Source organism: Edaphobacter lichenicola, from assembly GCF_014201315.1.
GTDB lineage: Bacteria > Acidobacteriota > Terriglobia > Terriglobales > Acidobacteriaceae > Edaphobacter > Edaphobacter lichenicola_B.
The window spans coordinates 521,234-546,085 of the sequence record NZ_JACHDY010000002.1; the positions used below are offsets into that span (position 1 = coordinate 521,234).

The 24,852-nt window shown below is 56.5% G+C and carries 18 protein-coding genes and 2 pseudogenes; 6 read left to right on the top strand and 14 right to left on the bottom strand.

Translation table 11 applies throughout. The features are described from left to right. The first annotated feature begins 6 nt into the window (after positions 1-6). Positions 7-1,392 (top strand): aminotransferase family protein, encoded by a 1,386-nt coding sequence (locus tag HDF09_RS08425; protein ID WP_260181026.1) that lies wholly within the window; start codon positions 7-9, stop codon positions 1,390-1,392. 100 nt (positions 1,393-1,492) lie between these two features. Here HDF09_RS08425 and HDF09_RS08430 read toward each other — a convergent pair whose 3' ends face one another. Further along, a complete protein-coding gene (locus HDF09_RS08430; protein ID WP_183764615.1) occupies positions 1,493-3,034 on the bottom strand; it encodes a CoA-acylating methylmalonate-semialdehyde dehydrogenase in 1,542 nt (513 codons plus the stop codon). Positions 3,035-3,431: 397 nt separating this feature from the next. Here HDF09_RS08430 and HDF09_RS08435 point away from each other — a divergent pair, with 397 nt between their 5' ends. The 3 genes from HDF09_RS08435 (at position 3,432) to HDF09_RS08445 (ending at position 6,342) form a co-directional block, all read left to right on the top strand. Then, positions 3,432-4,010, top strand: coding sequence for an RNA polymerase sigma factor (locus HDF09_RS08435; RefSeq protein WP_183764618.1), 579 nt, complete (start codon positions 3,432-3,434; stop codon positions 4,008-4,010). 520 nt (positions 4,011-4,530) lie between these two features. After that, the gene (locus HDF09_RS08440; protein WP_221270074.1) at positions 4,531-4,917 is read left to right on the top strand and encodes an MliC family protein; all 387 of its coding nucleotides are present in this window, start codon (positions 4,531-4,533) and stop codon (positions 4,915-4,917) included. Between the two features lie 123 nt (positions 4,918-5,040). Further along, positions 5,041-6,342 (top strand): MFS transporter, encoded by a 1,302-nt coding sequence (locus HDF09_RS08445; protein WP_183764621.1) that lies wholly within the window; start codon positions 5,041-5,043, stop codon positions 6,340-6,342. A gap of 372 nt (positions 6,343-6,714) precedes the next feature. On the opposite strand, the gene HDF09_RS08450 is transcribed toward HDF09_RS08445, so the two are convergent. Continuing rightward, complete coding sequence (locus HDF09_RS08450) at positions 6,715-6,951, bottom strand: hypothetical protein (RefSeq protein WP_183764624.1); 237 nt, start codon at positions 6,949-6,951, stop codon at positions 6,715-6,717. 170 nt (positions 6,952-7,121) lie between these two features. Between HDF09_RS08450 and HDF09_RS08455 the strand changes: the two are divergent. Beyond that, a pseudogene (locus tag HDF09_RS08455) lies at positions 7,122-8,161 on the top strand (glycogen/starch/alpha-glucan phosphorylase). 179 nt (positions 8,162-8,340) lie between these two features. Here HDF09_RS08455 and HDF09_RS08460 read toward each other — a convergent pair. From HDF09_RS08460 to HDF09_RS08515, 11 genes and pseudogenes are all read right to left on the bottom strand, one after another. After that, the gene (locus tag HDF09_RS08460) at positions 8,341-8,946 is read right to left on the bottom strand and encodes a sensor histidine kinase (protein WP_183764627.1); all 606 of its coding nucleotides are present in this window, start codon (positions 8,944-8,946) and stop codon (positions 8,341-8,343) included. Then, positions 8,930-9,217: a hypothetical protein gene (locus HDF09_RS08465; RefSeq protein WP_183764630.1), complete on the bottom strand. Its 288-nt coding sequence runs from the start codon at positions 9,215-9,217 to the stop codon at positions 8,930-8,932. The genes HDF09_RS08460 and HDF09_RS08465 overlap by 17 nt, the downstream gene beginning before the upstream one ends. A gap of 127 nt (positions 9,218-9,344) precedes the next feature. Next, positions 9,345-11,582, bottom strand: coding sequence for a sigma 54-interacting transcriptional regulator (locus HDF09_RS08470; RefSeq protein WP_183764633.1), 2,238 nt, complete (start codon positions 11,580-11,582; stop codon positions 9,345-9,347). Further along, positions 11,579-12,028: a response regulator gene (locus tag HDF09_RS08475; RefSeq protein ID WP_183764637.1), complete on the bottom strand. Its 450-nt coding sequence runs from the start codon at positions 12,026-12,028 to the stop codon at positions 11,579-11,581. The genes HDF09_RS08470 and HDF09_RS08475 overlap by 4 nt, the downstream gene beginning before the upstream one ends. A gap of 14 nt (positions 12,029-12,042) precedes the next feature. Next, positions 12,043-13,533, bottom strand: a complete 1,491-nt coding sequence (locus HDF09_RS08480; RefSeq protein ID WP_183764640.1) for an ATP-binding protein — start codon at positions 13,531-13,533, stop codon at positions 12,043-12,045. Between the two features lie 256 nt (positions 13,534-13,789). Next, a complete protein-coding gene (locus tag HDF09_RS08485; RefSeq protein WP_311719290.1) occupies positions 13,790-15,535 on the bottom strand; it encodes an Ig-like domain repeat protein in 1,746 nt (581 codons plus the stop codon). Further along, entirely contained in the window at positions 15,523-16,257 is a 735-nt protein-coding gene (locus tag HDF09_RS08490; protein WP_183764646.1) for an NHL domain-containing protein, read from the bottom strand. Before HDF09_RS08490 ends, HDF09_RS08485 begins: the two co-directional genes overlap by 13 nt. A gap of 79 nt (positions 16,258-16,336) precedes the next feature. Beyond that, positions 16,337-17,971 (bottom strand): annotated as a pseudogene (locus HDF09_RS21100) (CBM96 family carbohydrate-binding protein); the annotation flags it as partial. A 15-nt stretch (positions 17,972-17,986) separates the two neighbouring features. Next, positions 17,987-18,142, bottom strand: coding sequence for a hypothetical protein (locus HDF09_RS08505; protein ID WP_183764648.1), 156 nt, complete (start codon positions 18,140-18,142; stop codon positions 17,987-17,989). 473 nt (positions 18,143-18,615) lie between these two features. Further along, positions 18,616-21,975 (bottom strand): TonB-dependent receptor, encoded by a 3,360-nt coding sequence (locus tag HDF09_RS08510; protein ID WP_183764651.1) that lies wholly within the window; start codon positions 21,973-21,975, stop codon positions 18,616-18,618. A 50-nt stretch (positions 21,976-22,025) separates the two neighbouring features. Next, positions 22,026-22,952 carry a bifunctional 5,10-methylenetetrahydrofolate dehydrogenase/5,10-methenyltetrahydrofolate cyclohydrolase gene (locus HDF09_RS08515; RefSeq protein WP_183764654.1) on the bottom strand — a complete coding sequence of 309 codons (927 nt, stop codon included), beginning with the start codon at positions 22,950-22,952 and terminating at the stop codon, positions 22,026-22,028. Positions 22,953-23,330: 378 nt separating this feature from the next. Between HDF09_RS08515 and HDF09_RS08520 the strand changes: the two genes are divergently transcribed. After that, positions 23,331-23,714, top strand: coding sequence for a hypothetical protein (locus HDF09_RS08520; protein WP_183764657.1), 384 nt, complete (start codon positions 23,331-23,333; stop codon positions 23,712-23,714). Positions 23,715-23,750: 36 nt separating this feature from the next. Here the strand turns inward: HDF09_RS08520 and HDF09_RS08525 are convergent, their stop codons facing one another. Further along, positions 23,751-24,347 (bottom strand): hypothetical protein, encoded by a 597-nt coding sequence (locus tag HDF09_RS08525; protein ID WP_221270075.1) that lies wholly within the window; start codon positions 24,345-24,347, stop codon positions 23,751-23,753. Positions 24,348-24,852: the final 505 nt, after the last annotated feature.

Below are 24,852 nucleotides of genomic sequence, written 5' to 3' on the forward strand. Positions count from 1 at the left end.
GCACTCATGAGTCCGATTGATGTCGTTGAGCCTAAGAGCTCCAATAGATCAGCACCCCTTACGAGCCAGCAGGTGGTGGATATTACGCGGCAGCATAACTACGGCACCTGGCGATTTCAAAAGGGCTGGAACCCGATGCACATCATGGACGCCGAGGGCTGCTACATCGTCGACGGTGCGGGTAAGCGGTATCTGGACTTTTCGTCGCAGTTGATGTGCTCGAATCTCGGCCACAAGAATCAGGCTGTTATTGATGCGATTGCGCGGCAGGCCCAGGAGCTGAGCTACGCGATGCCTGGTTATGCCACCACGGCACGTGCGGAGCTGTCTCAGCTTCTGCTTGAAGTTTTGCCTAAGGGCATCAGCAAATTTTTCTTTACTACCTCCGGGACAGAGGCTAACGAGGCGGCGTTCAAGATTGCGCGCATGTACACCGGAAAGACGAAGATCATTGCGCGCTATCGCTCTTATCACGGCTCTACTGCCGGTTCTATCGCTGCTACCGGCGATCCGCGGCGGTGGGCGATGGAGCCGGGCGGCAAGGGACCGGGCATTCTCTTCGCGCCTGAGGTTCACTGTTACAAATGCCCGATCAAGCACACCTATCCGGGGTGCGGGATTGCGTGCGCGGACTACATCGAACATATGATCCGGAATGAGTCGGATGTGGCTGCGGTTCTGGTGGAGCCTATCGTTGGGACGAATGGCGTGATTGTTCCGCCAGAAGAGTACATGCCGAAGCTTCGCCGGATCTGCGATGAATATGGCGTTTTGCTGATCGCGGACGAGGTGATGACGGGGTGGGGGCGCACTGGTGAGTGGTTCGCCATGAATCACTGGGGAGTCGTTCCGGACATTCTGGTTACGGCGAAGGGGATTACTTCGGCTTATGTGCCGCTGGGACTTTGCGCGACGACGGAGAAGATCGCTGACTTTTTTCAGGATCATTACTTCGCCCATGGTCATACGTATGAGGCGCATCCGCTCACGCTAGCTCCTGCGGTCGCCACGATTCATGAGATGCAGCGTCTTGGACTTGTGGAGCGGGCGCGTGAGCTTGCGCCTTATGTTGAAGACAAGCTCAAGGAGTTGAAGGCGAAACATCCCAGTATTGGGGACGTTCGCGGGAAAGGACTCTTCTGGGCGGTTGACCTGGTAAAGGATCGAACCACCAAGGAGCCTTTCAATACTTATTCAGATAAGGTTTCTGGAAAGCCGCTCCTGGTGGACCAGATCGCTGCGAAGATACTTGCGGACGGTGTCACGATTCAGGCTTGGGTCTCGCACTTTGTGATTGCTCCTCCTCTGATTGTGACGAAGGAGCAGATCGATTTTGGGATTTCAGTTCTGGATAAGCATCTTGCTATTGCAGATGCTGCTTTGGGTGCGTGATCGTGTCCTGCGTCCTGCCGGACCGGCCCACTACGCGTGGGGCGGTCACTTCGTGACTCGTATACCGCTTCGCCTGGTCCTCCCGTTGGTCGGAGATCGGCTAGCCTAGCGTTGGCATGGAGGTGTCTACTCCTTTTCGAATGCCTGTGGGCCAGCGTGAGGTGATGGTCTTCAGTCTCGTGTAGAAACGCACGCCTTCGGGTCCGTAGACGGCGTGATCGCCGAAGAGAGAACGCTTCCATCCGCCGAAGCTGTGGAATGCCATTGGCACGGGAATAGGCACATTGACCCCTACCATGCCGGCCTGGACTCTGTGCGCGAAGTCTCGTGCAGTGTCGCCATCACGCGTGAAGATGGAGGTGCCGTTGCCGTACTCGTGCTCGTTGACCAGCTTCAGCGCTGTTTCAAAGTCGCTGGCTCGTACGATGCCCAGCACGGGACCGAAGATCTCCTCGCGATAGATCTTCATCTCCGGCTTGACATGATCGAACAGGCAGGCGCCAAGGAAGAAGCCCTCCCCTTTGGTGAGAGCGTTGTTGCGTCCATCGACTCGTAGTTCTGCACCCTCGGATTGACCTTGCTGCAGATAGCCGGTGACTCGTTCGAGATGAGCCTTTGTAACGAGAGGGCCAAGTTCTGCGCCTGGCTTCATGCCGTCGCCCATCTGCAGGCCTTCGATGCGATGCTCGATTTTGTCTATCAATTTTTCGGCGGTGGCGTTGCCTACTGTGACGGCGACTGAGATGGCCATGCAACGCTCGCCTGCGGATCCGTAGGCTGCGCCGACGAGCGCATCGGCGGCTTGATCGAGGTCCGCGTCGGGCATGACGATCATGTGATTCTTGGCGCCGCCGAGAGCCTGTACGCGTTTGCCGTGGCTGGTTGCTTCGCGGTAGACGTACTCGGCGATTGGGGTGGAGCCTACGAAGCTTATCGCCTGTACGGTTGGGTGGGCGAGGAGCGCGTCGACAGCGGTCTTGTCGCCGTGGACAACGTTGAAGACTCCGCCGGGCAGGCCGGCTTCTTTGAGCATCTCGGCCAGGAGCAGCGATGCGCTGGGGTCGCGCTCGCTCGGCTTGAGAACGAAGGTGTTGCCGCATGCGAGGGCGATGGGGAACATCCACATGGGCACCATGGCCGGGAAGTTGAAGGGGGTGATGCCGGCTACGACGCCGAGGGGTTGGCGCATGGACCAGCTATCGATGTCAGAGCCTACCTGTTCGGTGAACTCACCTTTGAGTAGATGGGGGATGCCGGTGGCAAACTCGACGACTTCGAGGCCGCGGGTTGCCTCGCCTTTCGCATCGGAGAAGACCTTGCCGTGCTCGCTGGTAAGTAAGGCGGCCACCTCGTCGAGACGGCGCTCGAAGATTTCACGAAAGCGAAAGAGTACGCGAGCTCTCCGAAGCACCGGTTGCGCCGACCATGCTGGAAATGCTGCTGCGGCGGCGGCTACGGCCCGGTCCACTTCCGCGCTGGTTGCGAGGGCTACCTTCGCCTGGACCTTACCGGTGGCGGGGTTGTAGACATCCCCAAACCGTCCGGAGACTCCCACCATGGTTTCGCCGTTTACCCAGTGATGGACCTCTCGAAGTTGGCGGGCAGTGGATTCGGGCGGGGTCAGTGTGGATGTGGCGGACATAGGCGAACCTCCTCTTGAGAGGATTATCCTACCAGCCGCAGAGGGAACGCAGTACCCGCTTTGTCGATAGGGCATACCCGTGCGGAGTTTCGGCGGAGAGGGGCATTGTTCCGGTTTGCAGTCGTCTTATTCTTTTGGGCCTTCTGAAACGATCGTCACCTGTCGGTCACTATCCAGGTGTCGCGCCTTTCAGGCGAGACTCTTGTTCTATTTGTCGTTGCTTCTCTGCCTTGATTCCCCTCTGGCGAGGTACCAGCCGCACGCGGTACAGACAGCCGATTTAGCGGTGTATTAGGGTACCGAAAGATCAGAACTCACGATTACCCTAGAGGTTCGTAACAAGTTCGTCCCACGGTGTAAACTTGGGCGCAAGTACAGCCGCCTGGGGGGATAGAGCTTGCAATTTTTTGCGTTCGACGCGGCGTATCTTGAGAGACTCCGATCTGGAGACGCCCGCACTGAGGAGCACTTTGTCAGGTATTTCGGGGAGCTGATCCACCTTAAGCTGCGTTCGCGACTGAACTCCAGAGAAGCAATCGAAGACGTCAGACAGGAGACTTTTGTGCGGGTGTTGGTTCTGGTTCGCTCGGCCGATGGCCTGAGGGAGCCGGATCGCCTGGGGGCATTTGTCAATTCAGTTTGTAACCATGTGTTGCTGGAGTACTACCGGTCCAGGAATAAGACCGAGTCCTTCCTCAACAACGATACGGTGGCAACCCTGGTGAACCACGAGCCGAGCGCTCTGAGTCTTCTGGAGACGAAGGATGCGCAGCGAATCGTTCGTCAGATTTTGAAGGAGTTGACCGACCGGGATCGGCAGTTGCTGCAATCGGTGCTGCTGGATGAGCGCGATAAAGATGAGGTGTGCGCTGAATTCGGCATAACCCGGGAGTATCTCAGGGTGTTGGTCCATCGCGCGAAGCAGTCGTTCAAGACTTTTTACATAAGCCGCCTGGGCGCGAGCAGGATGAACTAGAAAAGTCCGTGACACACGATTTCACGGATGACTGCCCAGAGTGCGCGCTGCAGATCTCATCCTGTTTAGATCGGAGCTTCGCGCTTACGTGGGGGAGGAGCCAGTTGTCGTGGGCATTCCTGCTAAAAGGCTTGTCTCAGTCGATCGGAAGCCTATCGATTCGGCTATCTTTCGAAGCGTTCATGGAAATAGTTCAGGAATGATTGAAACGATTTTGTGCCGGCCATCACTACAGGGTGCACGAACAGATTGATCTTGAGTTCCAGCCAGTTGAGTTGTTCGGGCTGGTGATGCCTGCGAGAGGTGACGGGAGACATCACCTCCGCAGGTCTCTATCCCTTCGGCCGATCTCTCTTTCGTCAGTGAGATTAGATTCCTCTACGCGTGAAGCGTTTCCTTGAATGACCTACTACAAATGCCAACTCAGGTGGTTATAGAAGGCGCGTGCGCGGATATCGAGAGCCACAAACTTTGAGGATATGATGTTTGCATCTTCGAGGTTGAGACGAGGAGATACGTTATGAGTGCATCATTGAAGAAGGTTCTAGCTGGTGTGGCTGTTCTTGCCTGCAGCGCTTTTGCGAGAGCGACTGACGTGACGATCCACCTGAGCGGCTCGGAGCCGATGTCGCGGAGCATGATGAAGTACCGGTGTGACGCCCAGGGAAGCAAGATGGGACTGCCTGCTGGAGTCTTTTCGGTTGAATATATAAACGGAGCAGGTAACAGCCTTGCGATTGTTCCCGTCGCTGGGCATTCGCTGATCTTTGCAAATGTGACTTCGGGGTCGGGAGCGCGATACGCGGCCGGAAGCTATATCTGGTGGGAGGCGGGAGGCCGGGGGGTTACTTTTTCGTCGGACTCTATCGCGGGGAATATGACCTCTGAATGTCATCGTGCTGAGTGATCCGCGCCACGATAGTATTTCTGCAAGGGATCAGATACGCTGTTCGTCTTTTGACGATTGGTCTGTTCTGGATACGTTGCCGATTGCCCATCGCCAAGCTCGCCGGAAGAGAGACCGCTTTTTATGCGCTTTGAAGAGATCGAAGCAGCTGCTGCAAGCTCCGAGACCGGCGCTCCAGGATGGAGGTTTGCCGTGGCAGCAGGCATCCTGGGTTGGATTCTCGACGCCTTCGATTTTTTTGTCGTCGTCTTTCTGATATCGGAGCTAATGGGAAAATTTCACGTGGGGAAGGCCGCGATTGTGTGGAGCATGACACTGACGCTGGCCATGCGACCGATTGGAGCGCTGTTCTTTGGAGCCCTGGCTGACAGGTTTGGACGTAAGAAGCCGCTGATTGCATGCGTTCTGTACTTCTCTGCGGTTACCGTACTGAGCGGGCTTGCGCCGACCTATTGGATATTTATGGCGATGAGGCTGTTATACGGTCTCGGGATGGGTGGTTATTGGGGCATTGGCGCCTCCTATGCGATGGAGAGCGCGCCCCGGCACAGGCGCGGCGTTCTCTCTGGCCTGATGCAGGGCGGTTATCCCTTTGGGTATCTCATGGCAGCGATCGGAATGCAGACGATCGCGCCGAGGTTCGGCTGGCAGACGATGTTCTTCGTCGGGGTTGGGGTCACACTTGTTATTGTTGTGCTGGCTGCGGTGGCGCCTGAATCGGCAGCGTGGCGGTTGCACCGAACGCCATCTCTCGGAAAGATATTTGGAACGCTGTTTCAGCATTTAGGCGTCTTCGGATACCTTTTGCTGTTGATGGCGGCGATCACGTGCCTCTCTCACGGGACTCAGGATCTTTATCCCGACTTCCTGAAGACGCTGCCATGGATGAACGGTGTCACCGTACTGGGAATGAAAGCTACATTTGGGATTCCGGTGATCTACAACGTTGGGGCGATCATCGGGGCCGTTGTAGTGGGGGCGATGTCGGAGAGAATTGGGCGGCGGTATGCCGTGATGGCTGCGCTTGGAGTGTGTCTGCTGGCGATGCCGATGTGGGCGTTTGGCGGCTCGGTGCTGGCGATTGTGGTTGGATCTTACCTGATGCAGAGCGGCGTGCAGGGGGCGTTTGGCGTGATTCCGGCGCACTTGAACGAGTTGGCTCCGGATGCGATTCGCGGGCTGTTTCCCGGGTTTGTGTATCAACTCGGTGTATTGTTTGCTTCGCCGGTGCTGCCGCTGCAGAACCTGCTGCGGAGCAGATTTGGCTATCCCTGGGCGTTATGTTCTTTTGAGACGCTGGTGATCGTTTCGCTGCTTCTGATCTTCTGGTTTGGTCCGGAAAAGCGAGGCAGAAGCTTTGTGACGGGCCAGCGGGTAGACACGATCGAGGAGATACCCGCGCGGGATATCGCTGCTTTGAAATAAATTTAAGTTACAGATGTTGGTAAGCGACGTCTCTGATTCAGGCCGACTGCTGCAGGACGGGGGTCCGTCTGCCTGAGAAGTAAGGAGCGCAGATGTGGTGCGATTCGACGTTGGACTTATCGGCTTCCTGTTCATGCTTTGAAACAACAGTCGCTAAACAGTTCAAACAAATCGAATCAGATGATCCATCCATCTTTGGGCGATGGGGAGGTGTTGCAGCGGCTTGATCGGCCATAGTGATCTCCTTACGAGAAGGTAAAGCAGTGTTTTGTTGTTCAGATGGGGAAACGCTCGGAGGAGTTGCCCGGGCCACTTGGAACTTACCGCCGGTGTCGACTTGCGGGTGTGTTTCCCTTTAGAGATCGCCTTTTTTCAAAGGTCTTTTTGAGACGAATTCGCCTTTCGGACCTCCGCCTTCAGCTGATCGTTGATGGTTGCAAGGCGCTCGTTTATAACTGCGATTGACTCGGCCCAGGTCTTGAAGGTTTCGGTGGTGTACCCGGCATCGAAGGTTCGGGGGTGCGGCTCTTTGGCGGAATGCCTTCGCTTGGCCTCTTCCAGCCTTTGCTGAAAATATGCAAGCCGTTGTTTGAGATTTTCTTCGCTCATGCCAGCACTTAGTATATTCGATGCAAATCCACAGGCTCATGATCGAGCCTCGAGGTGCCAGTCGAATGGAAAACTTTGAACTGGCCTGGATCGCATGAGTTCCATGATTTTGCTTATCGTCTAGTGACAAGACGAACGAAGCGGTCGGAGCCATCACTGATCGTTCGTGAATGTCGCATGAATTCTTTTTCGTAAATTATTTAGAGTTCGCGGACTGGGCCGACTTGCAGCGTGCTATCTCGACTCACTGGCAACGCTGGGAGTTCCTGCGATGGGGTAAGGCGTGGGAGATTACCTCGCATACCTTTAACTACACCGATCACACTCTTCTGCCAGAGGCGCTCGAGCGCTGGCCGCTGCTGATGTTTGGCTCGTTGCTGCCTCGACACCTCGAGATAATTTATGAGATCAATGCGCGCTTTCTGAGTGCTCTGCACGAGCGGTTTCCGAACGATGAAGATCGCGTGGCTCGCATGTCTCTGATCGACGAGCACGGGGAGAGGTACGTGGCATGGCTCACCTTGCCTGCGTTGGAAGCGAGCATATCAACGGCGTTGCTCGATTGCATACCGAGCTGCTGAAGAGCGATGTGCTTCACGACTTCTATGAGCTGTGGCCTGAGAAGTTCATGAACGTAACCAACGGTGTGACGCCGCGACGCTGGCTGGCGGTTAGCAATCCTGAACAGACTGAGCTGATGATCAGCAAGATTGGGCAGGATTGGATTGGGGATCTCGATCAGATTTCGCAGCTGGAGCGCTATGCCGAAGACTCCGCCTTCCGCGCGGAGTGGCGCAATGTACAGTACGCCGTCAAGGTTCGATTGACACAGTACATCGCCGACACGACCGGAATCGCCGTCGATCCGAAGTCGATGTTCGACGCCCAGGTGAAGCGGATTCATGAGTACAAGCGGCAGCATCTGAACGTTCTTTACATCCTGACGCAGTATCACCGCTTGAAGAAGAATCCCAGACTGGAGATTGCGGCTCGCACCTTCCTGTTCGGCGGAAAAGCTGCTCCTGGATACTTCATGGCGAAGTTGATCATCAAGCTGATCACCTCAGTCGCCGAGGTGATCAATAGTGATCCGGAGGTAAATCAACAACTGAAGGTGGTCTTTCTTCCCGATTACAACGTCACATTCGGCCAGTTGGTCTACCCTGCCGCTGATCTTAGCGAACAGATTTCCACGGCCGCGGAGGGTTGATTTCTGAATACATTTTTTCCGCGAATGGCTTCACTGAAAAACCGCGTTAGGGTTAGCGGGAGATAACCCGATGGGAGGTACAAACCTGGAGGCGACAGAGGAGGCGGAGAACCTACGACGGCCTATGTTAGAGGGTAAATTTTAAAGTGATCGCCGATCAGTATTGCGACTTCGATTTTTCAGGCACAGGCGCTGGCGACGATGTGACCCGGCACATAAATTTCGACCTCCGTGCCGGCTCCGGACCTGCTCCATATTCTGAGCTGCGCGCCGATTGATTTGGCTCTCTCACGCATTCCAGAGAGGCCCCAGTGCGAGTCCTTTCCCTGACGCACAATGCGGTCCATTCCTCGCCCATTGTCGCGCACGATCAGTCGCAGTCCGCGTGTCGAGTATTCGACTTCAGCTTCGATCTGCGTCGCGTCAGAGTGCAGGAACGCGTTGGCCAGGGCCTCACGCGCAATCAAATTGATCTGCTCGAGAATCGCGGGGGTTAAAGACTGCGGCTTTCCCGTCACCCAGATCTGACATCGTGGCCCGGCTGGGGAGAAGTTTTCGAGGAATCCGGAGAGAGACTGTTCGATAGTCAAAGATGTGCCCCCTTGGGTACGAAAGCCGGGCAAGATGATGCTCTCGTCAAGAATTCGACGAACAAAGCGAAAAACTCCTCCACTGGCGCGCTGGGGCAGATCCGCGGGCATCTTATTTACGAACGGAGTTACATCAGATGCGGAGACGGCTTGGGTGGCCGTCCCAGTCGTGGTCTGTTCAATGCTTTGATTCATGGCTCATACCCCTTCCTGTTTCAATCCACTCACGGACGTACGATGGGCAGTTTTTCAGAAGGATCCCCTGGGCCTCGCATGTGGCCAGGAACTTGATGGCTTGCCGGTCTACCAGCCTGACATCCACTAGATCGAGGGCGATGGTTGTCGAATTGGCCGCAGACTCGGCTTCGAAGAGTCCCTGCAACCCCGGTAAATGCTCCTCCTCGATTCGGCCACTGAGTGCGAAGGTCACGATTCCTTTGTCCTCGAATCTTCGAATCTTGAACATTTGGGCGTTTCAAGAGCAACTGCGTGGCCATTTGCAAGTTGCTGATAGTGAATGGATTTTTTGGTGGAAAATTCACAGATTTCGGGAATTCACGAATTTCGTGAATTTTAGGGGAGAGATCCGGCGGCTAATTTGTCTTGAAGAAGCGGTGTTTGTTTATATTGAGCGTCTTGATCTTGGAGTCGAGGGTTGAGGGAGGAACTCCAAGTCTGGCTGCGGCTCCAGACGGGCCCGACACTCGACCCTGTGCCTCGGCGAGCGCGTCCTCGATTGCCTTCTTCTCCTGAGAGGGCGGGATTTTGAGAAGGGTTTGCCCGGCTCGATCGGGTTGATCAACTCCTCCGGAGAGCCAGCTTTCGTCCACAGTAAAGGTCTCGGATTCACAAAGAATGACGGATCGCTCGACCACGTTTTGCAGCTCGCGAATGTTGCCGGGCCACGCGTAAAGCCGAAGCCGGTCAAGCGTGGACTTCTCGATACTTCGAATCTTTTTGCCTGTCTTCGCTGAGTAGCGGGCGATGAAATATTCGACCAGGAGGGGGATGTCTTCTCTTCGTTGCCGAAGAGATGGCATCTCGATCGGAAATACGTTGAAGCGATAGTAAAGATCGTCACGAAAGGTGCCGGCGTCGATCGAGGCCTGGAGGTCGCGATTGGTTGCAACAATCACGCGCACGTTCGCACTGATCACCTTGGTGCCGCCGACACGCTCAAACTCGCGTTCCTGCAAGACGCGCAGCAGAGTAGTCTGCGTCTCGGGTGGAAGCTCGCCGACTTCGTCGAGAAAGAGAGTACCTCCCTCGGCTAACTCGAAGCGGCCGAGACGGCGTTGCGTGGCACCTGTGAACGCGCCCTTCTCGTGGCCGAAGAGCTCGGATGAGATCAATGAGGTAGGAATGGCGGCGCAGTTGACACTGACGAAGGCGCGAGCTGTGCGCTGGGATCGTTTGTGAATTGCGCGAGCAATCAACTCCTTTCCGGTTCCTGTTTCGCCGGTGATCAGGACGGTGGAATCGGTTGGCGCGACTTTGGTGACGCGGACGAGCACGGCCTGCAGAGCAGGCGACTCGCCCACGATCTCCTCGAACATCGAGGTTTGCACGATCTCTTCGCGCAGGGCGATGTTCTCTTTGTAGAGCTGATCCTTGAGCGTTTGTATCTCCTGAAAGGCCGTCTCCAGGGCTGCTCTCGCGTTGTGCTGTTCGGTCACATCCATCGCCGTACCGACGTACTGGCAGAAGTTGCCGGATTTGTCGAAGACTGGATGGCCTATCGAGTGGACGTACCGGGTTTCTCCGTCGGGGAGAACGACTCGGTACTCGAGGTCGAGATTCGACTGTCGATGAGTGATCGCCTTGTCGAAGGCTCTGCTGTAGTTCGCCCGGTCTTCGGGATGAATGCGCTGAAGGAACTTGTCGTGTGGAGGTACACCCTGTTCTGGATCAAAACCCAACAAGCGAAAGTTCTCCTGTGACCAGTGGATACCCCGTCCGACGGCGACGTCATAGGCCCAACTGCCTGTGCGAGTTAATCTCTGCGCGTCTTCCAAGTAGCCTTCGCTGCGTCGCCGAGCCTCTTCTGCCCGCTTGGCCTCCGTTACGTCGGTGACCGCCCCAACGACTTGCAGGTCATCAGGAGCATCGCCTCTTACGATCCGTGCGACTACGCGAAGATACTTTATGGAGCCGTCGTCCATTACCAGCCGATGCTCGATATCGAAGTCTCCTCCATGTACTGAGGCGTGTTCGAAGACTTGTTGAAGTCTTTGCCGATCATCCGGGTGAGTCCGCTCAAGTACCAGTTCGACCGTGGGCGTGGCCTCTGGAGAGCATCCGAAAACCCGGTAGGTTTCAGCGGACCAAAAGACTTCTCTGGTCGGCACGCTCCATCCGAAGCTGCCCGTGCGGCTTAAACGCTGTGCTTCAGCCAGAAATGCCTCGCTCCGGCTTAGCGCTTTCTCTGCCTGCCTGCGTTCGGCTCTTCCACTGGCTTCCCGCAGGGCGCGGCGCACGGACGGTGCCAGCCTCGACAGCCTGGTCTTGAGAACATAGTCTGTGGCGCCAACCTTCAGCGCTTCAATGGCCACCTCTTCCCCGAGCGTGCCGGAGACAAAGAGGAATGGCACCTCCGGGCAGATGCTCGCCGCGAGTTTCAAGGCTGAAAGGCCGTCAAAAGAGGGGAGTTTGTAGTCGGCCAGGATTAGATCAATTTCACCTTTTTCCAGCGACGTGTGAAACGCAGTTTCAGTGTCGACCCGTGCCACTTCGCAGTCAATACCTTCTGCCTCAAGTGTCGCGTGGATCAGTTCCGTGTCGTTGGGATCGTCTTCGAGCGAAAGAATCCGCAGACGGTGACTCGTGCTCACTTATTTACGCTCGCTGGTGGGGGAACATTGATGACCGCCCAGAAGGCGCCAAGTTCTTTGATGGCATTGACGAACTGATGAAAGTCGACTGGCTTTACAACGTAGGCGTTCACGCCGAGCTTATAGCTGGTCACCAGATCCTTTTCTTCCTTGGAGGAGGTGAGCACTACGACAGGAATAAACTTCAAATTTTCATCGGACTTTACCTGCTTCAACACCTCCAATCCATCGACCTTGGGCAGCTTCAGATCCAGCAGTATCACGGCCGGATTGTCGTGAGAGCGCGTTGAGAATTTGCCTCGGCAATAGAGGAAATCCAAGGCTTCTTCGCCATCTCTTGCAACGACGACCTCATTGGCGAGGTTGTAGTCCTCGAGCGCCGTCAAAGTCAGCTCGACATCCTTGGAGTCGTCTTCCACCATCAAAATACGTCCCAGTCTTTCCATATTTTCTTCCTGATTTAGATTTTAGGAATTGAGAAGTAGAAGGTCGCGCCTTGATCGACTACGCCCTCCGCCCGGACTTTGCCGCCATGACGATGGATGATGCGCTGAACAGTAGCTAGCCCTATACCAGTACCTTCAAACACGTCCACGTGATGCAGGCGTTGAAACACCCCGAACAACTTGTCTACATACTTCATATCAAAGCCTGCACCGTTGTCTCTCACGAATACTACGACCTCATTTTTGTTTCCATCGACACATCCGACTTCAATCTCGGCCTTCGGCTGAGGGCGCGTGAACTTCACCGCGTTGGAGAGAAGGTTGACGAGAACGAGCTTGAGCATGGAGCGGTCACCATAACAGACCGGAAGGGTGTCGATTTTCCAGACAATACTACGACCGTTTGTCTCCTGACGTACTTCGCTGAGAGCTTCCTTCACCAGATGTTCGAGGTTTACCTGTGTTTTTTGCGTTTCGACGCGCCCTATTCGTGAAAACGCCAGCAGATCGTCGATCAGGTTGCCCATCCGCTTGGCGGCCTCGAGAATCATCCGCATGTACCGCGACCCCTTGTCGTCCAAGGTGCCAGAGGAGTTTTTCTGGAGCAACTCCGCGTATCCGACCATATGGCGGAGAGGTGCCCGTAGATCGTGGGAGACGGAGTAGGCAAAAGCTTCCAACTCCCTATTGCTGGCTTCGAGATCGGTGGACCGTTTTTCAAGCTCGCTATTGAGGCTGCGAATCTCTTCTTCTCGACGTTTACGGTCTGTGATGTCGTTGTTTGTTTCCAGAATGGCGACAGGTTGGTTGTTCTCGTTGCGCCGCAGCGACCATCGGCTCGCTACCACCACCTCAGTTCCGTCGGCCTTTCCATGTCTCAGTTCGCCCTCCCAGCGCCCTGTTTCTAATAGCTCTGCGCTGATGGCGTCGCTTGGCGTGGTGAAGACGGTCCGCAGGAGATCCCTGGAACGTTTTCCAACCGCCTCGTAGGGTGCCCAGCCATATAGTTCTTCGGCTCCCCTGTTCCAGTAAGTGATGACGTCGCTCATGTCGCGCACGAAGATCGTGTCATGGGTAAGATTCAGCAGGCTGGCCTGTTGGGTTCGCTCGACTACCTCCGCCTGGAGGTTGTCTCGAGCCTGAAGGAGCTGACTCTCGATGCGGTGTCTTACGGCGCTGAAACGGACGATCAACAGGGCAAAGGAGATCAGGACCAATATTGCCGGGATGTCAGCGGGAGTTATGGAAAGAGCGTAGAGAGGTGGAGCGAAGAAGTAATCGAAGCACAGGCTCGAGAGGATGACCGACAACACAGCCGGTCCCACTCCGGCATGCCATGCGGTGAGAGCAATCGCAAAGAGTAAAAGCGGAAGCTCGACATCGTGAAACTTATAGTGTTGCAGTAGAAGCCCTGGCAGAACGGCGAGGATAACGGAAATCACCGCAAAGCCGTAGCGCTGGATGATCGGCAGGAATTTATGCGAACGAAAGTTCCATCGCGCCATCAGCTCGCCTCACCTTTATCATTGGCGGAATCGTCGCACAAGTATAACGCCCACATCTCCGGAGCCTGCCTGATGGAACCAGGAGGAGCCGCCGGATGGGAAGGAATGTCTGGCTCAACACGAGTATGAGGCTAGGCTAAACCCTGCCGTGACTGCGGGACTCGTGCGATCGGGTTATCGGAGACCTTGGTTACTGCCGCGGCAACACTGCTAAGACGAAATAGATCTTCGTGCACGCTTGGAAACCTTCGCGGCCCTATTGAATATTCAGCGTGACCGTGGCCATGTGTTGCAAAGTCGTGTTGGCGGCTCCGGCGGCGGATGCCGTAACGGTTATGGTGTAAGTCTTCGTTGGGTCGTGGTCGCCACTGCCGCAGCCGGTCAAGCCGAGAAGGGCTGCGCCTGCGATGAGCAGAAAGAACGCACTGAACAGCGTGCGTGGCATCCTGCCGAACCTCGCGCGGAGGTGCTTGTTCCGCAGCAGCGGCAGCAAAAACACCGCTGCGCTGAGAGGAAGTAGTGGTGCCCGCACAGGGGAAAACGGTGGTGTGTTTGCGGCATTTTGCGTCGCAGTTTGAATCGTCAGACTGGCAGTGGCCGAGCCGGCTCCGGGAGCGATCGTGGCTGGTGTGAAGACAGCCGTCGCGCCGGCCGGCAGACCCGAAGCCGTCAACGTGATGGGAGAAGTAAAGGTTCCGCCCTGGGATTGCAGTGCGAAGGTGTAGGTTGCGGACTTCCCGGCAATGACGGATTGCGTCACGGCTCCGGTCGAGGTCAGAGTAAAGTCCGGTGTGGCGCCCACGGTCTCGACTACCGCTGTGGAGGTACTGGTGGTGAAGTTGGGATCTCCACTGTAGACGGCGGTGAGGTTATGAGCGCCCCCAGCAGCCAGGCCTGTGTACGTGTAGGTGGCCGCTCCCTGAGTGATCGGGGCTGCGGTGAGGAGAGTCGTGCCGTCGTAGAAGCTGACGGTTCCGGTGGGCGTGCCCGTGGTGGAGGAGATCGCCTGGGCTGTGAGGGTGATGGGCGCCCCGAGAAACGGCGTGAGGTTGGATGAGGTCAGCGTGACGCTGCTGGCAGCTTTTTCGATTGTGATACTGCCCGTGCCGGAGGCGAGCGTGACGGTGTAGTCGATTGCCGCGGACCCTGTGAGGGAGACCGTGACCGGGTATTGGCCGACTGTCGAGGTTGCAGTAGCGGTCGGAGTGAAGACAGAGGTTACGTTGTTCGCGTCCTGCGGGAGAACGCCATTCAGTGTTCCTGTGATAGCCGGAATGGTTTGTCCATACTCCACCGACAGGCCAGCGATGCTCGCCGTGACCGGTAGAGGAGTAACCGTAAGCGCAAAGGCGCTGCTTGTGATCGCGGCGTTCTGGCTATCACCAGCAAAGGCCACCGCGAGATTATGAGTTCCGGCTGACAGCGTCGAAAGGTTGATAGTGGCGACGTTGTTGAGCAGGGGCGCGGATGCAATCGTCGACGAACCGCTGGTCGTATCTACCAAATTGACCTGACCGGTTGCGATCTTTCCGGCATTGCTGAAGATCACAGTCAGCGTGACGCTGCTGCCATAGGCGATCGAGGACGATCCGCTCAGGCTAAGGGTCTCTCCGCCTGATCCCTGGCCACTGCCTGTTCCTGAACTTGCCCCAGTGATTGTGTTGATGATTCCATTTGACGCCACGGCACGAATCAGATTGTTGTTGGTGTCCGACAGCGCAAAGACCCCGAGAGCCTGCACCGCAGGGGCTCGCGGCGTATCGAGTGTTGCGTTTGTGGCCGCGCCTCCGTCACCTGCGAACCCCTGCGAGCCGTTTCCGGCGACGGTCGTAATGGTGCCTGTGTTTGCGATCAGGCGGATGCTGTTGTTGTCGCTATCTGCCACGTAAATGTTGCCCTGTGCATCGACGCTCAAGCCTCGTGGACGTGCGAGCGAAGCAGCAACGGCTGCTCCTCCATCTCCTGTATAAGACTTGCTGCCATTCCCGGCTAGCGTCGAGATAGTACTAAGGGGTTGACGACGCGTATGCGCTGATTGCGCGTGTCACCGATGTAGATGTTGCCTGCCGCATCGACGGCTACGCCATTCGGAGAGTCGAGTCCTGCCCCGGTTGCGGCTGCGCCATCTCCTGAAAAGAACTGTTCGCCGCTGCCTGCGACGGTCGAGATCGCTGAGCCGGCGATCTTGCGGACGCGGTAGTTGTCGGTATCCGCTATATAGAGATTGCCGTTCAAATCCATAGCGAGCGCTGTCGGACTATGGAGTGTCGCCGAGAGGGCGGAGCCGCCATCTCCGGAGAAACCGGCTATGCCTGTTCCTGCGATAGTCGTTATCGCGCCGCCACTCACCTTGCGAATGCGGTGGTTGTGGGTGTCGGCGATATAGAGGTTGCCGGCAGCGTCAACAGCTACGCCCGCAGGTGAGTCGAGCGACGCACTGGTGGCCGCTCCTCCGTCTCCGGAGAAGCCCTGCTCCCCTGCCCCAGCAACTGTCGTGACGATGCCAGCCAGGTTCACCTCGCGGATGATGTGATTGTTCAGCTCGGCGATATAGAGATTGCCAGCGGCGTCGAAGGCAATTTGCGCGGGAAGGGCCCGAGACGCAGCGGTCGCCTGGATACCGCTTGGAGGAGTTTGCGCGCCGGCCATAAGGGGCAGCAGGCTCACAAGTGCTAATCCCTTTGCCAGCCAGCGAAGTTTCAGTCGAATTCCATGTGATTGCATCAGGCTCGTTTCCATCATTCCGGCATAGTGCGTTGTTGTAACCCACGTTCAAAAAGCGACTATCGAGGTTGCGTGCTCTTTATGGCAGCTGGAACGGGGCGGGCACGGTGAGCGGGTTACCCGTGGCGGTGGAGCCAACTGTTGCAGGTGTAGTAGGGGTCAGAGCCCAGCCCCCTGTGGACACGGCTGGCGAGTAGTTGTAGCAGGTGGGGTTTTCGATGCTCCCTGCCGAAATCAAAACCGATGTGCTGATACCGAGCGAATTTGGGTTGGAGAGGGTATACAACTCGTTGGTCTTCGCCGAGTACACCAGATTTTTCGCGAGCATCTGGGCTCCTCCACTACCTCCATCGTTGTAATAAGGTGTCCCAGTACAGTTGGAGCCGGTCCACCAGATCTGCGCTGTGGGAAAAGTTCCGTCGACGCCGACCTGATAGATATAGCCGGAGTGCTCCACCGTGTAGTGAAAGTAGTTGTCGTAACTGATCAGATAACCCTGGCTCGCGCCGTTTTTATCCTTCAACAAGGCGCCGCCTGAACCGGCTGCACCCGTTGCTCCGGTGGCACCGGTCGGGCCGGTGGGACCAGCTGGGCCCGGTGCTCCATTTGCTCCCGTTGCTCCGGTCGCGCCGGTTGCTCCATTTGCTCCATTTGCTCCATTTGCTCCTGCGGCGGCTACGATGTTCCACGCAGTCGTATTTGTAGGAACCACATTGGTGCTGGCTGCAATTGCGATATAGGTGGCGCCGTTATAGCTGACGGCATTGTTGACGGCATAGCTTTGCGTGCCTACCCAGGCGCCCTTCCAAACCATACCCACAGGTCCGGCTGGACCGGTTGCGCCAATCGCGCCTGCAGAGCCGGTTGCGCCGACAGGACCGATTGCACCGGTAGCTCCGGCCGGTCCGGTCGCGCCTATGGGACCGACTGGCCCTGTTGTTCCCTGCGGTCCTGTAGCACCAGTCAGTCCCTGGGGGCCTAGAGCGCCGACAGGTCCAGCAGGACCAGACGCTCCCGCAATCCCTTGAATTCCCTGTGGCCCCTGCGGACCCACGGTGCCGGTTACACCTTGAATTCCCTGTGGCCCGGTTGCGCCGGCAGCAGCAAAGACCGACCAAAATGCCGGCTTCGCGGCCGGACTATTTCCCGTGTTGTTGCTCTGGAGCGAGATATAGGTCGAACCGTTGAAGGTGACTGCATCATTGGCGGCGTAAGTTGTTCCCGCAACGTAGGCATTGCGGTAGTTCACGCCTGTTCCGGCAGCTCCTGTTGCACCTGTCGGGCCGGCAGGTCCGGTTGCGCCTGTGGCTCCTGAGGTCCCGATCGAACCTGCGGGCCCTATTGGACCCGCAGGGCCAACGGGTCCCTGTACCCCTGCAACACCCTGAGGCCCTGCAACTCCTTGTACTCCGGGAGTGCCCGGAATACCCTGTGGCCCCTGAAGCCCTTGCGCTCCCGTGGCACCTGGGAGCCCTTGCGGTCCCGAGGATACGAGGGTTACATCCAGTTGAGCCGAATGCCCCGTCTCATCATTCTCTTTGCTGTCGAAGAGAGCGTTGGCAGTGGCGGAGGTCAGAGCCAAACCGTTGTTGCTTCCCGGCGTACGCAGCCACGCTTGCACCTGGGCCGTCACATCGATGGAGACAAACTGTCCCGCCACCGATACCGGGAAGCTGTCTATCGAGCTTCCAGTCGCCGGCGCGGTCGCCGAGGTGACGCTGTACTCACCTTAGGCCGCAGTCACCGGCGAAACCGTCACCGAACCGGCAGCATTGACTCGGTTCACAAAGACGGTGAGTGTCGCGCGAGAGACCTGCGCCGAAGTCGTCCCTGCAGGCAGCGTAGTCAGATCGAACTGGAGAAAAGTCGTGCTCCCGTTGCCCACATACAGATTGGAGAGCGTCCGTAGTTGATCGATGCATGGGTGGAGTTCACATGCGCATCGCCGCTCAGCGTCACATTGAGCGCAGAGGCTTCATGAATGCCGAAGAAAAACACGCCAAGAGAGAGAACCACGCGCACAAGTCCGAATCGCTTCAAAAGACACACTCCTAAAGAATGAGAGAACACAAGGATGAATAAATAAATGCAGTGCTGACATCGGGACAGGGAGCCGAAATCAGACGGGAAAATTCTGGGATATCTTGCCTGACGGCGTCGCAAGTAACTTTGAAATCAACATGCCGACAGCAACCGTACAGGAGACCTATTGATATATCTGTACGACTTTATGGGCAGCGAGAAGCCACCCTCAAAGTGGGTTGATACCGATGGCTATCTACCTTGAACTGCCAAACGGGAGGGCTCTCGGTCGACGAAGGACGCATCTTCTGACACGTCCTTACCTGTATGAGCGGCTCAGAAAAGTATCTTGACGGAGAATTGAATCTGCCGCGAGGTGCCTGCGGTTTTGCTAATTACGCCGAAGCCCGATCCTTTGATCGTGTTCGCCGGCAAACCCATATCCACGATGTTGAACAGGTTGAAGAACTCTGACCGGAACTGTACGTCGAAGAGTTCGGAACCTCCCGCGCGCCTTCCGACAGGAGTGTCTTTGATAAGCGAGAAATCAAAGTCGTAGTAGGCCGGCCCGCGAAAGGTGTTTCTACCGAGAGAGCCGAAGAATCCCTGATTCGGCCCGGTGCCGCCTGGCTCGTTGATTGGAATTGAGAAGAAGCTGGCGTTGTTTGCTCCCTGTCCAAAATAGTCTTCGCGAACCTTTCTGGCGGTGGAGAGTTGCGGCTTCGCGATCTGGTTGGGCCGGTCTACTCCGTTGGAGCCGGCGCCTGTCTGCTGTACGCCGGAGTAGACCGTGAAGGGCTGGCCACTGCTGATCGTGGAGATGCTCAGCAACTCCCACCCTGCGGTGACTTTTCGGTTGATCGGTTGCAGCAGCTCAATCTTCTCCAACTGCAGATCCTGAGCAAGACTCATGGTGAATCCGTGCGTAACGTCGAAGCTGGAAGGACCCTTTTCTGCCTGGGTATTAAACGGATTTTGTGGATACGGATTAGAGATCGCGCCAGTGGTGTTTCCATTTGCCGTGACCCCGCTCGTGTCATCAATCGACTTTGACCAGGTGTAGCTTAGCTGCATGCCAGGGCCGCCCTGAAAGGGTGTCCCTGTAAGCGATGTTTGCAACGAATGATAGGTGGAGTGAGCGTTATTGGTGATGAGCTGTTCCGTACCGAAGCCGCCAATCGCGTTGCCTGATCCGTCAAACTGGGTATGAGGAGCGAATCCCGGAGTGGCTCCAGAGTAGCTGTTGGGAAAGGCGGTGCGCGGCAGCTTGACCGATGCAGTGCCGACATAGGCGGCGTCCGCGGTAAGCTTACCGAACTGGCGTTCGGCGCCGAGTGTCCACGTTTGCAGATAACCGTTGCCGAAGTGGCGGTCGATTCCTGTCAGGTTCAGCGGCGTGAACTGAGCGCCAGGCGAGAGTGCAGCGAGATCTCTCTGGTAGCGCTCCACGTCGAGAACGGTGTTCGATGGGACAGTGTTGGTCATACCGCTGGCGAAGATGTTCTGTCCGGTGGGAGTGTAGAAGGTGGGTAGCTGCGCCGAGGTGATCTGAAATCCATATAAAATTGGCGCTCCGACAGCGGCAGTAATGTGGGGATAGATCACGAAGGGGACAGCGCCGGTTAGAAAGTTGTCTTGCCAGATGTTGGGCGGAATTGTTGTGATGCCGCCGCCGGCGTGAAGATGAAGCATGTTCGTGACCCTCCAGTCGACTTGAACGCGAGGAGCAATCCCGCCCCAGTCAAAGTGGTATCCGGGCTGCGGATTGACGAGATATTGCTGCTCCGAACCGTTGATGAGGAAGCCCGAGGTGCGGTGAGCACGTTCGGTGATGGGAGAGTAGATCTCGTAGCGAATGCCATAATCGAGGACGACCCTGTCGGAGATCTTGAAGGTGTCCTGAGCATAGATCGCTCCGCCGTTACGTGAGATTGCTGCGGGGCCGATGTGATCGCCGCCCGAGACATACGGGGACGGGACCGCCGTGGTGTAGACGAAAGCGCTCCCGGTGAGCAGCCCGCTTAGAGTATCTGGAAGAGGATCGCCGACGTGGATGGTATGAGCGCCGCTCTGCGAGGTGATGTTTACAGGGGAGTATGCCGTCCCTCCACCGAAGTCGTATTCGCCGTTTGGGCTGGTGCCGAAGTAGGTCGTATCGCGATTGGCACGGAACTCTCCACCAGCCTTGATAAGGTGACGTCCGATGGTGATTACGAAGTTCTGTCTAGCCTGAAAGAGGTTGCCGTATGCAGAGATGACTGAGCCAGCCGCCGAGTTGAAGGCTTCAAAGAGGCCGTCGTTAAACTTGACCGCGGGGTCGGTGCGGTTCGGTGTTGGAAACTGGGGCGTCGTTCGAGTTGCGCTAATGGAACTCTCGAAGGAGAAGCGAGGGGAGACCGTCTGGTTGTAGGTAAGGACTCCGTTGCGCTGATGATCGACGTACACAACACCGAAGCTGGGATCAATGGTGGTCTGGTCGGGGTTGGTGGTGGGGCCGAAGAGATTGTTGAAGTTGAATCTTGCAGTGAGGTGTTTGTTCGGGGAGAGCACCTGGTCGATACGCACGGAGAACTGGTTGGCGTTCGTGACTACTTTGGAGGACACCGCGTAGGTGTTGGCGCCGTAGGAGCCTGTCGGGTTATTCGGCAACGGATAGCGAGAGAGAATCTTCGCGATCTCCGGAGTGGGCGTAATGACCAGTGTGTCTCCTGGAAACGCGGTCGTGTCGATGCCAAGCCGCTCGGAGGCCGTGGGCACTGGGAGGACCTGCGTCGTTCCAAGAACCTGTCGAAAACCTTGATACTGCCCGAAGTAGAAGGTCTTACCGCTTCCATCGTAGAGATGGGGCAGGATGACCGGGCCGCCGTTGGTGAAGCCGAATTCATTGCGTCGAAACGGTGGGATTCGGCCCGGTTCGGCGATGGAGGGATGATCGAAGTAGTTGCGTGCATCGAGCGCAGAGTTGCGCAGGAACTCGAAGACGGAACCGTGAAAGCCACTGCTTCCGGAGCGTGTCGTGATGTTCGTAAAGCCCGCGGCGCCGCGGCCGATCTCGGCGGGCATCCAGCCTGAGGTCGATTGGATCTCCTGGACGGCATCGACGTTGAAGTTGCTGAACGTCGCACCTCCCATCTCGGGGTCGCTCGTGTCTGCGCCGTCCATGGCGAAGACTGCCTCGACGCCTCGCTGTCCGTTGATGGCGAACTGCTGGGTGAAGTTTGTCTGACCATTCGCGTCGGTCATCGTTCCAGCCGCGAGCAGCAGTAACTGGCTGAAGTCGCGTTTGTTCAATGGAATTGCGCTGACGGTTTGACTGGAGAGCTTCTCTCCGCCGGTCTTCGCAGTGTCCTCCGCACGAAATGCAACCGAGACGGTGCCATCGGCGGAGAGGGCTACTACTGCTGGCGGCGAGTCTGCCTTGAGTGTGAGTGACTCCACGGAGCGGTGAACGACTCCGTTGACCGTTACCTCGAGCTTATAGTCGCCGGGGGCTAGATTGGGAAATTGGAAGCTGCCGTCTGCCGATGTCTTTGAGTTGAGTTCGCCTTGTTTCGCAAGCAGGCGGATCGTTGCGCCATGGATCGATGCACCGGCGTTGTTCTGTAGCGTCCCGCTCCAAGATCGAGTGGCCAGTTCCTGGGCGCAAAGCAAAGAAGATACGAAAAATACGAAGAGGACAGTCTGAATGCAGCGCATGAGACGCCATTATATTGAGACTTGCATCGGATTGGCCTAGAGCTGATGGTCTAGAGTTGATATCCGCGAACATCTTCCCCAGCGCAAAACCTCGTAGCCCTGACGACGTTTTCCATCAGAGAGGCGACTGTAACGGGTCCGACGCCTCTGGGTACGGGCGTCAAGAAGGCTGCGACGTGCTTCACGCCGTCGAAGTCTACATCTCCAATCAAATTGCCATCCTTGTCGACTCGGGTGCCTACGTCGATCACTGTGGATCCGCGGCGAAGAACATCCGCTTTCAATTGATATCGAGGGCTGCCGACGCAGGTAATGACAATATCTGCCGCTCTCGTCAGATCGTCGTGCGTCTCCTTCGGGGTAAACCGATGACACCATGAGACCGTTGCGTTTCCCATTCGGCCTCCCAACATATGATGAATCGGCTTGCCGGTGATGTCATTCCTGCCTGCGACTACGACTCGTTTTCCTGTCGTTTCTACACCGTAGAACTTCAGCATTCGACTTACAGCCAGAGCGGTTGAGGGAAGGAACGTCAGGCGCTCGAGTTGTCCTCGATATAGCTCTGCTGTTGAATGTCGCGATACACCATCGACGTCTTTGAATTGATGGATGCGGTCGAAGATATCGAATTTGCCTCTTGCAGCGCCGGTAGAATTTTCGATGTGAGTTGGAAGCGGTAGACCGATCATGATTCCGTGAACGGATTTGTCTTCACTCAAGGCGCTGATTGTGTCTTCAAGCTCTGCAACGCTGACGGTGGAGTCGAAGGTATGGGGCTTTACTGCGATGCCGATTTTGGCGAAGCTCTTTATTTTGTTCTGCAAATAGACTTCAGAGGCTGCGTCTCTTCCTACCTGGATCACCCTTAGTTGAGGGGTCATTCCGTAGCGCTCTTTTAGATCAACGACATCTGCTTTTACTTTGGTCACGATGGCGTCGGCCACCGGTTTGCCGAGCATTGGAGTTGCTGTCATAAGTAGGGTCCTTAGGACAGTTTACAGTCTGGTTGCGGGGATGATCGGGTCGGCGCCACCTCCGGATTTGAATCTGGGGGTCGGGTTTGGTGTTCGGCTGGGTGGCGGAGTGGAGTATTTTTTTTGCGCGGGGGTTTGTGCGTTTTTGCTGGGGGTTTTTGAGAAATCGGGTGTTTTGACGTGGTGTTTTGGTGGTGAAGTTGTGGTGTTTTGCGTGGTGGATGTGGTGTTTTGGCAGTCACTCTTCCGGTCGCCAAAAAAGTGACAGAGATCTGGGATTTATTTTGGGGGCTTCCCGCTTCAGGAGAGGCTTCGGTGAGTTTTGGTATGGTAGTGCGACCGGGCCCAGAACACAGTTCCTGTCTTTGGAGGGCGTTCATGGAGAAGGTTGATGTGATCAATGCCGTTACTTCCGCACCAGGGCTGCCGGCCAGTCCTTTTGGAGCCACCGGGTCACCCTCGGTCGCGGTGCCAGCCGGGAGTCACCTGGTAGTAGAGACGCTGAGTGTTCAGCTGGATGTGACTCCGGCGGGGAGCCAACTCGAGGCCTTGGTGAACTACATCTGCGGGGGCGTGAATGTCACTTTGTTCGTTCCACTGACCTTTGCGTACGCTCAGAGCTCTAATGGCTATGACTTTTATGTCGCTCTGCAGGCGGTGCGCCTTTACGTTGACCCGGGAACATCTATCTCCGTCACAGGGTACAGCCCGGCAGGCTCAACGGGTACGCTGTTCGTGACTGTGTCGGGCTACCTGGTCTGATTCAACGTCTGATTCAACGTACCCTTCGCCTCGTGACTACTTAGCGGCGGGATTTACGGTCAGTTGTTCGTGGATCAGTTTTTGCGATACGAGCTGACCGTCTGGGCCCATCGTCAGGACTACGACCCAATCGTAGACGTCGTCGGGCCACCGGCCGTTGGGCAGGAGTTTGTCTGGCGATGCTCCGAAGGCGGTGAGGAGCGCGGGCATCTCGCCGTGACGCCAGGCGATGAGGGGGGAGTGGCCGTGCGGATGAGATCTGAGTTCGGCGACGAGCGCCGTGGAGTCCTTTGAGCTGATGGAGGAGTTGATGGGGAGGCTGATGGCTTTGCTGAGCGGCTCGAGGGTGAGCGTGGGCCGGATGCTGCTCTTGGAGTCGGCTCCGGCGTAGAGGCTGTCGATTTCGATCGGCGGGAGCTGATCCTGAAAGGGCTGGAAGTACTTTACGTAGAGGTGGGCGCGCTCTTCGCCCTGCGCGGTTAGACCGTTGCCGGTCTCGGGCTTCTCCGAGTGACGAATGATGAGTACCATGTTGCTGGCGAGATGGTCCTGGGGCTGCCGCGCCGACGCAGCCTGGAAGGAGACAAGACCGAGAGCAGAGATCGCAAGGAGAGCTAACACGAGAGAGCGCATGGGGAGTCCTTCTGAATTGCTTCCGTTTTTATTGTGAACTACAAGGGGGACTTTGGTAGGGGGTCAGTTTCGATTTGCAAGCCAAAACAATAGGCCTGACCCGGCAATCATGAAAACTCCAACAAGAACACAAAGCAGACTTGCAAGCCGAATCCTTCGCTCTCGCTCATCTCTTGAGAGGTGGATACGAGACTTTGGGGGATTATCGGCATCTTCATCTTTCTAAGTTTGTTCGGCACGATGTATGAGGGCGAGCTCGGTTTGAGTTGTGGGGGAATCGGGCGCTGGTGAATATGAGGCCCGAATGGCTCGAGTTTTCATTTTTTGTTGATATTAAGGCTTCTTTAAAGTTGATTTCAGCAAACTTTAAGTTCGTGGTTCGGGATGTGAACAGACGATTACAGATAACTCTCTTGAGATTTAATGCGAAGAGTCGTGTGGCTTGCTGCGCTGCAGGGCCAGTTGTGAAGCTGCCTGGTGATAGTTTGCCCCTTTGTTTAATACG

Coding starts and splice junctions, on each gene's coding strand:
- HDF09_RS08425 (WP_260181026.1), top strand. CDS start 7: ATGAGTCCGATTGATGTCGTTGAGCCTAAGAGCTCCAATAGATCAGCA.
- HDF09_RS08430 (WP_183764615.1), bottom strand. CDS start 3,034: ATGTCCGCCACATCCACACTGACCCCGCCCGAATCCACTGCCCGCCAA.
- HDF09_RS08440 (WP_221270074.1), top strand. CDS start 4,531: ATGAGTGCATCATTGAAGAAGGTTCTAGCTGGTGTGGCTGTTCTTGCC.
- HDF09_RS08445 (WP_183764621.1), top strand. CDS start 5,041: ATGCGCTTTGAAGAGATCGAAGCAGCTGCTGCAAGCTCCGAGACCGGC.
- HDF09_RS08450 (WP_183764624.1), bottom strand. CDS start 6,951: ATGAGCGAAGAAAATCTCAAACAACGGCTTGCATATTTTCAGCAAAGG.
- HDF09_RS08460 (WP_183764627.1), bottom strand. CDS start 8,946: ATGAATCAAAGCATTGAACAGACCACGACTGGGACGGCCACCCAAGCC.
- HDF09_RS08465 (WP_183764630.1), bottom strand. CDS start 9,217: ATGTTCAAGATTCGAAGATTCGAGGACAAAGGAATCGTGACCTTCGCA.
- HDF09_RS08475 (WP_183764637.1), bottom strand. CDS start 12,028: ATGGAAAGACTGGGACGTATTTTGATGGTGGAAGACGACTCCAAGGAT.
- HDF09_RS08480 (WP_183764640.1), bottom strand. CDS start 13,533: ATGGCGCGATGGAACTTTCGTTCGCATAAATTCCTGCCGATCATCCAG.
- HDF09_RS08490 (WP_183764646.1), bottom strand. CDS start 16,257: ATGCAATCACATGGAATTCGACTGAAACTTCGCTGGCTGGCAAAGGGA.
- HDF09_RS08510 (WP_183764651.1), bottom strand. CDS start 21,975: ATGCGCTGCATTCAGACTGTCCTCTTCGTATTTTTCGTATCTTCTTTG.
- HDF09_RS08515 (WP_183764654.1), bottom strand. CDS start 22,952: ATGACAGCAACTCCAATGCTCGGCAAACCGGTGGCCGACGCCATCGTG.
- HDF09_RS08520 (WP_183764657.1), top strand. CDS start 23,331: ATGGAGAAGGTTGATGTGATCAATGCCGTTACTTCCGCACCAGGGCTG.
- HDF09_RS08525 (WP_221270075.1), bottom strand. CDS start 24,347: ATGCGCTCTCTCGTGTTAGCTCTCCTTGCGATCTCTGCTCTCGGTCTT.